Here is a 14,553-nt window from a genome sequence, read left to right as displayed (position 1 = left end):
CGCCCGGTCAGGCACCGCTGACCGTCACACCGCCGGTCTTCGCCCGCGCGGTGATGCTGTGCGCCGCGCCCGGCTGCGAGGGGATGCTCACGTCGGTCCCGCCCGTCGTGGCCTGCGCGTCCACCGTGTACGCCTCCCCGGACGGCACCTTCAGCCTCACCCCACCGTTCGAGGTCGTCGCCTCCAGCTTCGACGGCGCGCCGGCGAAGTCGGCCTGCACACCCCCGTTCACGGCGGTCAGCCGCACCTGCGGGGAGGTCAGCCCACTGGCCTCGACCCCGCCGTTCTCCACGTCGGCCTCGGCGTCGGCGGCCAGCCCGGACAGCTTGATGCCGCCGTTCGTCTCCTTGACCCGCACCTTGGTCCCGGCCGGCACGTTGACGGTGTACCCGATCCCGCAGGAGTCGCAGTCGTACGTCAGCCGGAGCACGCCGTCCTTCACCTCGTGGGTGCTCTTCGGCGGATCCCCCTTGTAGTTCTGGTCCTCGACCACGTGCACACCGTCGCCGCCGCCGATCACCACCACACCGCCGTTCTGCCCCTCGACCACCAGTTCCTTGACCTGCTCGGCCACGCCGTAGCCGACCGTCCGGTGCTCCTGGTCGTCCCCGATCGGCAGACAGCCCGACATCCCGACCAGCACCCCCGCCGTGATCGCCACCGCGCCCAGCACCCGCTTCATGTCCGGCCCCCTTCGCAAGCCCCGTCATCCCGACACCGAGAACCCTCCCGCGCCCACCCCACGTCGCACCTCCCTCCCCGGAGCGGTTCCCACGGCTCCCCCGCGAGGGGGATGGCGGGCAATTCACCGCGCGGGAGAACGGCGGCCGGGCCGTCCGCCCGGGCCTGGGCCAGCGCCTGCTCTCCAGCCACCCGGACACCCACACCCGGATCCGCCGCCTGGAGGACCGGCGCGCGGCGGCGGCCGCCCGGTAGGCACGGCCGCAAACGCCGCAGGGCGGCCACCCCGTGAGGGGTGACCGCCCTGCGATCAGTGACGCGCGACTCAGCCGGTGTACGGGCCGTAGTCGTAGTCGTCCAGCGGAACCGCCTGGCCGGAGCCGGCGCCGAAGGGCGACAGGTCGTAGTCGTCGTAGCCGACGGCCGAGTACATCGCGGCCTTGGCCTCCTCGGTCGGCTCGACCCGGATGTTGCGGTAGCGGGGCAGACCCGTACCGGCCGGGATGAGCTTACCGAGGATGACGTTCTCCTTGAGGCCCAGCAGCGGGTCCGACTTGGCGTGGATCGCCGCGTCGGTGAGGACCCGGGTCGTCTCCTGGAAGGAGGCGGCCGACAGCCAGGACTCGGTGGCCAGCGAGGCCTTGGTGATACCCATCAGCTGCGGACGGCCGGAGGCGGGGTGACCGCCCTCGGCGACCACACGACGGTTCTCCTGCTCGAAGCGGCCGCGCTCGACGAGCTCGCCCGGGAGCAGCTCGGCGTCGCCCGACTCGATGATCGTCACGCGGCGGAGCATCTGCCGGATGATGATCTCGATGTGCTTGTCGTGGATCGACACACCCTGCGAGTTGTAGACCTTCTGGACCTCGGCGACCAGGTGGACCTGGACGGCACGCTGGCCCATGATCCGCAGCACGTCGTGCGGGTTGGTGGCACCCATGGTCAGCTTCTGGCCGACCTCGACCGCCTCGCCCTCGCTGACCAGCAGCTTGACGCGCTTCGAGACCGGGTAGGCGATCTCGTCGCTGCCGTCGTCCGGCGTGACGACCAGCTTGCGGGTCTTCTCGGTGTCCTCGATGCGGACGCGACCGGCGGCCTCCGAGATCGGGGCCACGCCCTTGGGGGTACGGGCCTCGAAGAGCTCGACGACACGCGGCAGACCCTGGGTGATGTCGTCACCGGCCACACCACCGGTGTGGAAGGTACGCATGGTCAGCTGGGTACCGGGCTCACCGATGGACTGGGCGGCGATGATGCCGACCGCCTCACCGATGTCGACCAGCTTGCCGGTGGCCAGCGAGCGCCCGTAGCACATGGCGCAGGTGCCGACGGCCGACTCACAGGTCAGGATCGAGCGGGTCTTGACCTCGCTGACGCCGTGGCGGATCAGCTCGTCGATCAGCACGTCACCGAGGTCGGTGTTGGCGGTGGCCAGCAGCTTGCCGTCGACGGTGATGTCCTCGGCGAGCATGCGGGCGTACACGCTGGTCTCGACGTCGTCGGCCTTGCGCAGCACGCCGTCGGCGCCCACGGAGCCGATCGCGAGCTTCAGGCCGCGCTCGGTGCCGCAGTCCTCCTCGCGAATGATGACGTCCTGGGAGACGTCGACCAGACGACGGGTGAGGTAACCGGAGTCGGCGGTACGGAGGGCGGTGTCGGCCAGACCCTTACGGGCACCGTGGGTGGAGATGAAGTACTCCAGCACGGACAGACCCTCACGGAACGACGCCTTGATGGGTCGCGGGATGGTCTCGTTCTTGGCGTTCGACACCAGACCACGCATACCGGCGATCTGACGCATCTGCATCATGTTTCCACGAGCACCCGAGTCGACCATCATGAAGATGGGGTTCGTCTTCGGGAAGTTCGCGGCCATGGCGTCCGCGACCTCGTTGGTCGCCTGGGTCCAGATGCCGACGAGCTCCTGCTTGCGCTCGTCGTTGGTGATCAGACCGCGCTCGTACTGCTTCTGGACCTTCTCCGCCTTCGCCTCGAAGCCCTCCAGGATCTGGGGCTTGCTCGGCGGGACGATGACGTCCGAGATCGAGACGGTGACACCGGAACGGGTCGACCAGTGGAAGCCGGCCGCCTTCAGGTTGTCCAAGGTCGCCGCCACGGTGACCTTGGGGTAGCGCTCCGCCAGGTCGTTGACGATCGCGGAGAGCTGCTTCTTGCCCACCTCGTAGTCGACGAACGGGTAGTCCTCGGGCAGCAGCTCGTTGAAGAGCGCGCGGCCCAGGGTGGTGGTCAGGCGGAAGGGCTCGCCGTCGAACCAGCTGGTCTGGCCGTCCTCGTCCACCGGCGGGGTCCAGCCGCGCGGCGGGACGGTGCCGGCGCCGAGGCGCAGCTCGATCGGGGCCTGGACGTCCAGCTCGCGGGCGTCGAAGGCCATGATCGCCTCGGCGGTCGACGAGAAGGTGCGGCCGGCGCCCTTCACGTTCTCGCGGTCCGAGGTCAGGAAGAACAGACCGAGCACCATGTCCTGGGTCGGCATGGTGACGGGGCGACCGTCGGCCGGCTTCAGGATGTTGTTCGAGGACAGCATCAGGATGCGGGCCTCGGCCTGCGCCTCCGCGGAGAGCGGCAGGTGGACGGCCATCTGGTCACCGTCGAAGTCCGCGTTGAACGCGGTGCAGACGAGCGGGTGGATCTGGATGGCCTTGCCCTCGACCAGCTGCGGCTCGAAGGCCTGGATGCCGAGGCGGTGCAGGGTGGGCGCACGGTTCAGCAGGACCGGGTGCTCGGCGATGACCTCTTCGAGCACGTCCCACACGACCGGGCGGGCACGCTCGACCATGCGCTTGGCCGACTTGATGTTCTGCGCGTGGTTCAGGTCGACCAGGCGCTTCATCACGAACGGCTTGAACAGCTCGAGCGCCATGGCCTTCGGCAGACCGCACTGGTGCAGCTTGAGCTGCGGGCCGACGACGATGACCGAACGGGCCGAGTAGTCGACTCGCTTGCCGAGCAGGTTCTGGCGGAAACGACCCTGCTTGCCCTTCAGCATGTCGCTGAGGGACTTCAGCGGCCGGTTGCCCGGACCGGTGACCGGACGACCGCGGCGGCCGTTGTCGAACAGCGCGTCGACGGCCTCCTGGAGCATGCGCTTCTCGTTGTTCACGATGATCTCGGGGGCACCGAGGTCGAGCAGGCGCTTCAGGCGGTTGTTGCGGTTGATGACGCGGCGGTACAGGTCGTTCAGGTCGGAGGTCGCGAAGCGGCCACCGTCCAGCTGCACCATCGGACGCAGGTCCGGCGGGATGACCGGGACGCAGTCCAGGACCATGCCGTTCGGCTTGTTGCTGGTCTGCAGGAACGCGGAGACGACCTTGAGGCGCTTCAGCGCACGGGTCTTCTTCTGGCCCTTGCCGGTGCGGATGATCTCGCGGAGGCGCTCGGCCTCCTCCGCCAGGTCGAAGGTCTCGAGGCGGTCCTTGAGGGCCGCCGCGCCCATCGAGCCGGAGAAGTAGGTGCCGAAGCGGTCGCGCAGCTCGCGGTAGAGCAGCTCGTCGCCCTCGAGGTCCTGGACCTTGAGGTTCTTGAAGCGGGCCCACACCTCGTCGAGGCGGTCGAGCTCGCGCTGCGCGCGGTCGCGCAGCTGCTTCATCTCGCGCTCGGCGCCCTCGCGCACCTTGCGGCGCACGTCGGCCTTGGCGCCCTCGGCCTCCAGCTCGGCCAGGTCGGTCTCGGCCTTCTTGGCGCGGGCCTCGAGGTCGGCGTCGCGGCGGTTCTCGATCTGCTGGCGCTCGACCGAGACGTGCGCCTCCAGGGAGGGCAGGTCGCGCTGGCGGCGCTCGTCGTCGACCCAGGTGATCATGTAGGCGGCGAAGTAGATGACCTTCTCGAGGTCCTTCGGCGCCAGGTCGAGCAGGTAGCCGAGGCGGGACGGCACACCCTTGAAGTACCAGATGTGGGTGACCGGGGCGGCCAGCTCGATGTGGCCCATCCGCTCACGGCGCACCTTGGCGCGGGTCACCTCGACGCCGCAGCGCTCGCAGATGATGCCCTTGAAGCGGACGCGCTTGTACTTACCGCAGTAGCACTCCCAGTCCCGGGTCGGGCCGAAGATCTTCTCGCAGAAGAGGCCGTCCTTTTCGGGCTTCAGGGTGCGGTAGTTGATGGTCTCCGGCTTCTTGACCTCGCCGTGCGACCACTGGCGGATGTCGTCGGCGGTGGCCAGGCCGATGCGGAGCTCGTCGAAGAAGTTGACGTCAAGCACTGGTCGTCAAGCCCTCTTTCGTGATTCGAGAGTTTGTCTGTGGTCTGAGGGGGGCCTGGGGGCGGGGCCGGCTGCGCGGGCAGCCGGCCCGGCCTCCGTCAGACCTCTTCGACGCTGCTCGGCTCGCGCCGGGACAGGTCGATGCCGAGCTCCTCGGCGGCGCGGAAGACGTCCTCGTCGGAGTCCCGCATCTCGATGGACTGGCCGTCCGAGGACAGCACCTCCACGTTGAGGCAGAGCGACTGCATTTCCTTGATGAGAACCTTGAAGGACTCGGGAATGCCGGGCTCGGGGATGTTCTCGCCCTTGACGATGGCCTCGTAGACCTTCACGCGGCCGAGCACGTCGTCGGACTTGATGGTGAGCAGCTCCTGCAGGGCGTACGCGGCGCCGTACGCCTCGAGGGCCCACACCTCCATCTCACCGAAGCGCTGACCACCGAACTGCGCCTTACCACCGAGCGGCTGCTGGGTGATCATCGAGTACGGACCGGTCGAACGGGCGTGCAGCTTGTCGTCGACCAGGTGGTGCAGCTTGAGGATGTACATGTAGCCGACCGAGACCGGCATCGGGAACGGCTCGCCGGAGCGGCCGTCGAACAGGCGGGCCTTGCCGGTGGAGTTCACCAGGCGCTCACCGTCACGGGTGAGGGTGGTGTTGTCCAGCAGGCCGGTGATCTCGTCCTCGCGGGCGCCGTCGAAGACCGGGGTGGCGAGGTTGGTGCCACCGGCGACCTGGTCGGCGCCGATCGCCTGCAGGCGCTGGGCCCACTCGTCGGCGAGACCGGAGACGTCCCAGCCCTGCTTGGCGAGCCACCCGAGGTGGATCTCCAGGACCTGTCCCGGGTTCATTCGGGACGGGACACCCAGCGGGTTGAGGATGATGTCGACCGGGGTGCCGTCCTCGAGGAAGGGCATGTCCTCGACCGGGAGGATCTTGGAGATGACACCCTTGTTGCCGTGGCGGCCGGCGAGCTTGTCACCGTTGGTGATCTTGCGCTTCTGGGCCACGTAGACGCGGACCAGCTGGTTCACACCCGGGGGAAGCTCGTCGCCCTCCTCGCGGTCGAACACGCGGACGCCGATGACCTTGCCGGACTCACCGTGCGGGACCTTCAGCGAGGTGTCACGGACCTCACGGGCCTTCTCACCGAAGATCGCGCGGAGCAGGCGCTCCTCGGGGGTCAGCTCGGTCTCGCCCTTCGGGGTGACCTTGCCGACGAGGATGTCACCGGTGACGACGTCGGCGCCGATCCGGATGATGCCGCGCTCGTCGAGGTCGGCGAGGACCTCCTCGGAGACGTTCGGGATGTCCCGGGTGATCTCCTCGGGGCCGAGCTTGGTGTCACGGGCGTCGACCTCGTGCTCCTCGATGTGGATCGAGGAGAGGACGTCGTCCTGCACGAGGCGCTGCGACAGGATGATCGCGTCCTCGTAGTTGTGACCCTCCCACGACATGAACGCCACGAGCAGGTTCTTGCCGAGGGCCATCTCGCCCTCGTCGGTGCACGGACCGTCGGCCAGCACCTGGTTGACCTCGACCCGGGCGCCCTCGTCCACGAGCACCTTCTGGTTGAAGGCGGTGCCCTGGTTGGAGCGGGTGAACTTGGCGGCGCGGTACGTGGTGTACGTGCCGTCGTCGTTGGCCACGGTGACGTAGTCGGCCGAGACCTCCTGCACCACACCGGCCTTCTCGGCGGTGATGACGTCGGCGGCGTCGACGGCGCAGCGGTACTCCATGCCGGTGCCGACCAGCGGGGCCTCGCTCTTCAGCAGCGGCACCGCCTGGCGCATCATGTTCGAGCCCATGAGCGCGCGGTTGGCGTCGTCGTGCTCGAGGAACGGGATCATGGCGGTCGCGACCGACACCATCTGGCGCGGCGAGACGTCCATGTAGTCGATCTCGGTGCCGGGGATGTAGTCGATCTCGCCACCACGGCGGCGGACCAGGACGCGCGGCTCGGCGAAGTGCAGGTCCGCGGTCAGCGGGGCGTTCGCCTGGGCGATGACGTAGCGGTCCTCCTCGTCGGCGGTGAGGTAGTCCACCTTCTCGGTGACGACACCGTCGACGACCTTGCGGTACGGGGTCTCGATGAAGCCGAAGGCGTTGACCCGGCCGTACGAGGCCAGCGACCCGATCAGACCGATGTTCGGGCCTTCCGGGGTCTCGATCGGACACATGCGGCCGTAGTGCGAGGGGTGCACGTCACGGACCTCGAAGCCGGCGCGCTCACGGGAGAGACCGCCGGGGCCGAGGGCGGACAGACGGCGCTTGTGGGTCAGGCCCGACAGCGGGTTCGTCTGGTCCATGAACTGCGACAGCTGGCTGGTGCCGAAGAACTCCTTGATGGAGGCGACGACCGGCCGGATGTTGATCAGGGTCTGCGGCGTGATCGCCTCGACGTCCTGGGTGGTCATGCGCTCGCGCACGACGCGCTCCATGCGGGCGAGACCCGTACGGACCTGGTTCTGGATGAGCTCGCCGACGTTGCGCAGGCGGCGGTTGCCGAAGTGGTCGATGTCGTCGACCTCGACCACGATGTCGCGGCCGGTCTCGTCGCGCCACTCGGTCTCACCGGCGTGCAGCTTCACCAGGTACTTGATCGCACCGATGATGTCGGGCTCGGTGAGCACGCCGGAGTCCAGCGACTCGGCGTTGCCCAGCTTGCGGTTGAGCTTGTAGCGACCGACCTTGGCCAGGTCGTAGCGCTTCGGGTTGAAGTACAGGTTCTCCAGCAGCGTCTGCGCGGCCTCGCGCGTCGGCGGCTCGCCCGGACGCAGCTTGCGGTAGATGTCCAGCAGCGCGTCGTCCTGGCCCTGGGTGTGGTCCTTCTCCAGGGTGTTGCGCATCGACTCGTACTCGCCGAACTCCTCGAGAATCATCTCGTTGGTCCAGCCGAGAGCCTTCAGCAGCACGGTGACGGACTGCTTGCGCTTGCGGTCGATGCGGACGCCGACCATGTCGCGCTTGTCGATCTCCATCTCCAGCCAGGCACCACGCGAGGGGATGACCTTGCAGGAGTAGATGTCCTTGTCGGACACCTTGTCCAGGGTGGAGTCGAAGTACACACCCGGGGAGCGGACCAGCTGCGACACGACGACACGCTCGGTGCCGTTGATCACGAACGTGCCCTTGTGGGTCATGAGCGGGAAGTCGCCCATGAAGACCGTCTGAGACTTGATCTCACCGGTCTCGTTGTTGGTGAACTCGGCCGTGACGAAGAGCGGAGCCGCGTACGTGAAGTCGCGGTCCTTGCACTCGTCAATGGAGTTCTTCGGCGGCTCGAAACGGTGGTCGCGGAAGGTCAGGGACATCGACCCGCTGAAGTCCTCGATCGGCGAGATCTCCTCGAAGATCTCCTCCAGACCGGACTTGGTGGGGACGTCCTGACCGGACTCCAGCGCCTGCTCGACCCGGGACTTCCAGGCCGCGTTGCCGAGCAGCCAGTCAAAGCTCTCGGTCTGCAGGGCCAGGAGGTTCGGGACCTCGAGGGGCTCCTTGATCTTCGCGAAGGAGACGCGGAGCGGGGCGGTGGATGCGGCGGAATTGTTCGAGGCGTTGCGCGGCGCGGCCAAGAGGGGGGTCCTTCCGAGGGCTCGGAGCTCACTACGCGCGTACCAGCCGGGCCTGGTCGGGCTGGTGCCGCCTCCCTCGCCACTGGCCTCTGCCGGGGTCGAAATCCCAGGTCAGAGCCGCTTTGCGGAGGCAGTGCCAGGCCCCATCAGGGCAACGCAAACTCCGGGCGACGAGTCACGGAGCAGCTAACAGGCAGCGCAAAGGGACAGTGTAGCCAAAGGCCACACTGCTGTCCAGCTCTGATTCGGAGACCGAATCGGAGACTCCTCCCGGTAGCCGGGGGCGCGGGCGCCCACCGGGTACTGCTCTAACTCACGTGGAGTCATTTCCCGCCGGAGCCACTGGTTATGCATCCAGCGGCGAACCAACCGGGCGGACTCGCGCCTTGAGAATCGCGCGCCTCGCCAGGTTCGTCAAGGGCCCGCCGGCGGCGCGGACCTCGACCCGTCTATCGGCCCGAACCCCTCCGGCGTTACAGAAGCCGTGGTCGGGGCCACCGTCGACGATGGTGATCACCATACTCCTCGTCGCCGACAGTGCCGAGTGCGCGATCGGCCACACCGGTGGTTCTCGGACGCTCGGCCGGCCTCCCGCCGGGAACGCAAAAAGACCGGGCCGACCACCCGTAAGGGTGATCGGCCCGGCCTCAGGCCCCCTCAGAGGGGGCGAGAAGTCACTTGACGGTGACCTTGGCGCCGGCGCCCTCGAGGGCAGCCTTGGCCTTCTCGGCAACGTCCTTGGCAACCTTCTCCAGGACCTTGGCACCAGCGGTGTCAACGAGGTCCTTGGCCTCCTTCAGGCCGAGGGAGGTCAGGGTGCGCACCTCCTTGATGACCTGGATCTTCTTGTCGCCGGCCGACTCGAGGATGACGTCGAACTCGTCCTGCTCCTCGACAGCGGCCTCGGTGCCACCGGTGGCGCCACCAACGGCGGCAACGGCGACCGGGGCGGCGGCGGTGACGTCGAACTTCTCCTCGAAGGCCTTCACGAAGGCAGCGAGCTCGATGAGGGTGAGCTCCTCGAACTGCGCGAGCAGCTCGTCCTGGGACAGCTTCGCCATGATTGGCGTCCTTCCACTAAATCGGCAGGTGGTGCCGGATGTACGGGTTGGCGGGCGTACGGGCCCGCAGCGAGGCGTGAGCCTGCGGAATTACTCCGCGGCCTCGTCCTCGGCGGCGGGAGCCGGCGTACCGGCACCGCCCTGCTCGACCTTGTCGCGCAGCGCGTCCACGGTGCGGACGAGCTTCGACGGCAGGGCCTGGAAGAGCGCGGCAGCCTGGGACTGCTTGGCCTTCAGGGCACCCGCCAGCTTGGCGAGCAGCACCTCGCGGGACTCGAGGTCCGCGAGCTTCTTGATCTCATCGGCGGACAGCGCCTTGCCGTCAAGGACACCGCCCTTGATGATGAGAGCGGGGTTCTCCTTGGCGAAGTCACGCAGAGCCTTCGCCGACTCCACCGGGTCACCGGTGACGAAGGCGACAGCCGTCGGACCGTTGAACAGGTCGTCGAGCTCGGAGATCCCGGCCTCATTGGCCGCGATCTTGGTCAGCGTGTTCTTCACCACGGCGTACTCGGCGTTGTCGCCGAGCGAGCGACGCAGGGTCTTGACCTGCTTCACCGAGAGACCGCGGTACTCGGTGAGCAGCGCCGCGGAGGAGCCACGGAACTTGTCCGTGATCTCGGCGACGGCAGCAGCCTTGTCGGGCCTGGCCATAGGCTTACGCCTCCTTCCGTGATGTCGAAGTCCGGCCGACCGCGAAAGTCGACCATTCACGCCTCGAACCGACCGGACGGAAGGAAAGCCCTTGCGAAATGCAATGAGCCCCGGTGCGCAGGCGCACGGGGCTCGGAACGACCTCGACGGGCGGCCGCGCGGACGCGGAACCCGGAAGTCGAAGCTCCAGACACACCTGCGCGGGCTGCCTGCGACGGAGCGCAGATCCTTCGGCCACCCGCTCCCTGACGGGCGCGAGGCGACAACCAGCGGTCTTTGGCTTCGGCAACAGTAACCGGACCCGACCGCACGAGGCAAATCGCCCTCGGACGGGTGAACCGGGGCGGGCCCGGAGCGGCTCGGCGGGCCAGCGGGCCAGCGGCTCAGCGGGCCAGTGGGGAGACGGTCCGGACGCCGGTGTCCACGGTGTCCGTCTCGGCCGGGGCCTGGGCCGAGAGCAGCGGGCCGGCGAGGTCGGAGTAGAGCACCGTGTCGTCCGCCCGGCCGCCGTCCCCGTTGCCGGTGCGCTGGAGCCGGACCAGCTGGTCCTTGTCGTTCAGCCAGAGGTCCAGGGTGAGCGAGAGCGAGCCGCCGGGGGCCAGCGCCGCCCGCAGGCCGTCCCGGCGGGCCTGGGTCAGCCCGGTCTGGGCGGCCGCGTACTTCTCGGCGGTGGTGGTCACCCGGTAGTGCTCGACGGTCGAGTCCTCGTACTTCTCCTCGCCGACGAAGCTCGCGTCCGCGCCGTCGGCGGTGGCCGCGGTCAGCGCCTCGACCGGGTTCAGCAGGTCGATCAACCCCGCGTACGGGATCTCCTTGTGGCCGTCCGGGCCGGGCGGGACGGTGAACCGCTCCCAGTGCTTGCCGCCGTGCCCGGACGCGGTGGCGGCGTCGCCGCCCTGGTAGGCGACGGTGTCCACGACGATCAGCTGCTCGGCGTCCCCCGGGGTGGAGCGCTTGATCTGCAGCGCCGTCTTGGGCGCCCAGAACAGCGGACCGGACCCGGCGTCCGACCCCAGCCGGTAACTGACCTTGGCCCGGCGGGCGGTCTGCATGGCCAGCTCGGCGGAGAGCAGCACCCCGTGCGGCGACCGGTCGGTCGGCTTGGCCGGCCCGGTCGGGGTGGCGCTGGTCGGGGAGGCACTGCTCGCGCTCGCCCCGGCGGAGGGCGCGGCGGGCGCGTCGCCCCCGCCGCAGCCGGTCAGGCCGCTCGCGAGCGCGGCGACGACGGCCAGTGCCGCCAGCCGCTGCCGTCCCGCCATCGTCCGTTCCTCTCTCACCGGGCCACCTTGCCACCCGGACCCGGATCCGCCGGTGGCGGCCCCCTGGTCGGGCCGAGCCGGCCCCGGTCCGTCCACCGGTCGGACGAGTCGGGCCCGGAGCGGGGAGCGGGGTCAGCTGTCGGACGCGGCGCTCTTGCCGAGCTTCGCCAGCTCGGTGATCTCGATCGTGTCGCCCTGGTCCGGCGCGGTCGTGTTGACCGGGGTGCCGTAGTCCGAGTAGGTGACGGTGACCTTCATCGCGCCGGCCTTGGTGTCGGCCTGCTCGGTCCGCTTCACCACGAGCTGGTCGGCGTCCACCCAGACGTCGATGGTCTCGCTGGAGATGCCCAGGGTGGCCAGCGACTGCTTCATCCGGTCGAACTGCTCGGGGGTCAGGCCACCGTTGGCCTTCGCCATGCCGGCCACGTTCAGCACGCCGGTGTAGTGGGTGGCCGGCTTGCCGTTCACCGTCTCCTTCCCGACCTCGGTCACGGTGCCGGAGGCGATCAGGGTCCGCACCCCCTCCACGGGGTCGGCCTTCTTGAACTGGTCGGCGCTGCTCGCACCACCGGCTCCGGCGCCGCCCTGCAGCTTGGCCACGTCGCCGTAGCCGATGTGCACCCAGTGCCGCCCGTCGGACGCCTGCAGGGCCTGGCCGCCGAGCTTCATGTACATGCCGTCCGGGGTGAACCGGTACACGAAGGCCGTGCCGCCGATGGCGTCGGTCATCTTCTCGGCACCCGGCGTGCCGGACATGTCCATCGTCATGTCGCCCTGGAGACCGCCGCCCCAGGCCATGGCACCGTCGGCCTTCATGGTGACGCTGCCCATCGTGATCGACTCGGTGACCTTGGCCGACTTGGCCGCGTCGGTCTTCTTGGTGACCTGCTCCAGGAAGACCGCCGGGCTCACCTTGACCGGCGGGTTCGCCGGGGCGGTCGTGGCGGCAGCGGCGGTGGTCGGCGCGGCCGGGGCGGCGTTCTTGCCGTCGGAGGCACTGTTGTCGTTGCAGGCGGTCGCGGTCAGCGCCAGGGCGGCGAGGACGACGGCGACGGCGGCCTTGCGGGTTCCAGCCATGGTGTTCCCCCCTTGAGAACCCCCGGGCGCGCGGTGCGCCCGGGGGCGGTAGCCGGTGGTGGTGCGGGTCGGATCAGCCGAACAGCTTGAGCAGGTCGGCCTGGGAGCCGAGGTCGCCGGCGGCGGGCGCCTCGACCTTGCCGCCCTGGCCGAGGTCGGAGTACTTGACGGTGACGGCCTTCGACTCGCCGTTGGTGTCGCCGTACTCCTGGTACTTGACGAGCTCCTGCTTGTCGTTCAGCCAGAAGTCGATGGTGAGGGTCTTCCCGTCCTCCTCCAGCGTCTTCTGGACGGACTGGCGCTGCTCCGGCGTGAGCGCGGTCATCCCGGCCACCAGGGTGGCGGTCTCCTCGACCGCCCGCAGGTGGGTGGTCTGGACGCCGTCCACGCTCTCCTGGCCGACCTTGCTCAGCTTGCCGCTCGCGGCCGCGATGGTGAGCTGGGCGACCGGGTTCGTCATCTGACCCATCACCACGAACGCACCGCCCATCTCCTCCGAGGCGGGCACCTTCACCCAGTGCTTCCCCTGCAGGGCCGCCGTGGCCGTGGTGTCGTCGCCGCCGACGTAGGCGTCCGTCCCGATCACCCGGATCTTGAGCTTCTTGCCTTCCATGTCGCTGGAGACGTCCAGGGAGACCTTGCCCGGGTCCTTCCAGTCGACGGTGCCGCTGCCGCCCGGGCTGGTGGGGTCCGGGGAGATCATGGCGACCTTGCCGCTCCCGGCCTTCTGCATCACCAGGGCGGCGGCGGTGAGCGCGGCCTTGGGGTCCGCGGTCAGCCCGGCCGGGCCCGACCCGGCGTCCTTGGTGTCAGCGGCCGCCTTGCTGTCGCCGCCCCCCTTGCTGCCGCAGGCGGTGGCGCCGGCCAGCAGGACGGTGGCGGTCACGACGGTGGCGGCGAGACGCACGGCACGCATGGAAGTACCCCCGTAGGTTCATCGGAAGAGCCGATGCTCAGCTTCTTCTCACGCGGACTCTAACGGATCGGCAGGACCGATCCGCACCGGATATCCCCTCCCGTCATCCGGCCGCGGTGGGTGACGCGTCGCCCGGCCCGGCCGAGGAGACGTCCGTCGTGGTCACCGTGGTTCCGGCGCTCCCCCGGGCGGTCTCACGCAGCCTCAACAGCTGCCGCCCGGGCCCGACCCAGACGTCGTAGCCGATCTGCGCGACCCCGCGCTGCCGGTACCAGTCGACCACCACGGCGAGCCGCTGGGGGCTCAACTCCCCGTCCGCGCCGAAGTAGTCGGCCACCGGGGCGGCGCCCTGGTAGTGCGCGACGGTCGCCCCGGCCAGCTGCTCGCCGCCGAGCGAGCCGAGCCGGTTCGCCTGGGCCATCGCGTACGCCCGGCTGCCCGGGTCGGTGACCAGCGTGGTCATCCAGCCGCCCGCGTAGCCGGCCGGGTCGGGCCCGGCCTCCGGGTCGAGCGACTCCGCGGTGGTGCGGTCCGCGTGCTTGGCCGCGCCGCCCTGGTAGGCGAGGTCGATCGCGCCGTCGTGGAGGGTCAGCTGCCCGGTGCCCAGTTCGTCGGTGACGGTCAGCGCGGCCTCGTCCCGGTCCCCCCAGACCAGCGTGCCGCTCGCGGTGCGCCGGCCGTCCGGGCCCTCCCGCACCACGTCGATCCGGGCGCCGCCGGTGTCGTCCAGCCCCTGGGCGGCGGTGAGCACCACCTGCTTGGGCGGCACCGGCGCCGGGTCACCGGGGACGCGGGCGTCGGGGGCGGCCAGCACGCTGCACCCGGTGGTGGCGCCGAGCAGCAGCAGGGCCGCCGCGAGCGCGGCGGGGCGAGGGGCGGGCGGCACGGCACACTCCGGCGGTCACGGGTTCTCCACATGATCTGACCGGCAGAGCGTACGACGGCTCGGTCACCCGTTCCCATCCGCCCTCGTCCCCGGGGTCCCCGGAAACGCGACGACGGCGGGGCCCCCCCCCCCCCCCGGCGGGGGGGGGGGGGGCGGGGCGGGGGGGGGGCGGGGGGGCGGGGGGGGGGGGAAGACCGCGGCGTAAACTACCTAACTCTATGTGTG

The 14,553-nt window shown here is 69.6% G+C and carries 9 protein-coding genes; all 9 read right to left on the bottom strand.

Going from position 1 to position 14,553, the window contains the following annotated elements; translation table 11 throughout:
• Positions 1-7: 7 nt before the first annotated feature.
• The 9 genes from ACWCYO_RS16765 to ACWCYO_RS16725 all read right to left on the bottom strand — a co-directional run bounded on the left by ACWCYO_RS16765 (position 8) and on the right by ACWCYO_RS16725 (position 14,328).
• On the bottom strand, positions 8-682 hold the full coding sequence (locus ACWCYO_RS16765) for a DUF4097 family beta strand repeat-containing protein (protein ID WP_270146447.1): 675 nt from the start codon (positions 680-682) through the stop codon (positions 8-10).
• A gap of 324 nt (positions 683-1,006) precedes the next feature.
• Positions 1,007-4,900 carry a DNA-directed RNA polymerase subunit beta' gene (locus tag ACWCYO_RS16760; RefSeq protein WP_270146445.1) on the bottom strand — a complete coding sequence of 1,298 codons (3,894 nt, stop codon included), beginning with the start codon at positions 4,898-4,900 and terminating at the stop codon, positions 1,007-1,009.
• 98 nt (positions 4,901-4,998) lie between these two features.
• Positions 4,999-8,475, bottom strand: coding sequence for a DNA-directed RNA polymerase subunit beta (gene rpoB, locus ACWCYO_RS16755; RefSeq protein WP_270146444.1), 3,477 nt, complete (start codon positions 8,473-8,475; stop codon positions 4,999-5,001).
• 674 nt (positions 8,476-9,149) lie between these two features.
• Positions 9,150-9,536 (bottom strand): 50S ribosomal protein L7/L12, encoded by a 387-nt coding sequence (gene rplL / locus ACWCYO_RS16750; RefSeq protein ID WP_270146443.1) that lies wholly within the window; start codon positions 9,534-9,536, stop codon positions 9,150-9,152.
• 90 nt (positions 9,537-9,626) lie between these two features.
• Positions 9,627-10,190, bottom strand: coding sequence for a 50S ribosomal protein L10 (gene rplJ / locus ACWCYO_RS16745; protein WP_030290437.1), 564 nt, complete (start codon positions 10,188-10,190; stop codon positions 9,627-9,629).
• A gap of 383 nt (positions 10,191-10,573) precedes the next feature.
• Positions 10,574-11,449 (bottom strand): hypothetical protein, encoded by an 876-nt coding sequence (locus ACWCYO_RS16740; protein ID WP_270146442.1) that lies wholly within the window; start codon positions 11,447-11,449, stop codon positions 10,574-10,576.
• Between the two features lie 132 nt (positions 11,450-11,581).
• Positions 11,582-12,526 (bottom strand): hypothetical protein, encoded by a 945-nt coding sequence (locus tag ACWCYO_RS16735; RefSeq protein WP_449784631.1) that lies wholly within the window; start codon positions 12,524-12,526, stop codon positions 11,582-11,584.
• Positions 12,527-12,599: 73 nt separating this feature from the next.
• The gene (locus tag ACWCYO_RS16730; RefSeq protein WP_449784630.1) at positions 12,600-13,442 is read right to left on the bottom strand and encodes a hypothetical protein; all 843 of its coding nucleotides are present in this window, start codon (positions 13,440-13,442) and stop codon (positions 12,600-12,602) included.
• A 103-nt stretch (positions 13,443-13,545) separates the two neighbouring features.
• Entirely contained in the window at positions 13,546-14,328 is a 783-nt protein-coding gene (locus ACWCYO_RS16725) for a hypothetical protein (RefSeq protein ID WP_449784629.1), read from the bottom strand.
• Positions 14,329-14,553 lie beyond the last annotated feature (225 nt).

This window comes from Kitasatospora sp. NPDC001683 (assembly GCF_053596495.1).
This window is presented reverse-complemented; position numbering and strand designations above follow the sequence as displayed.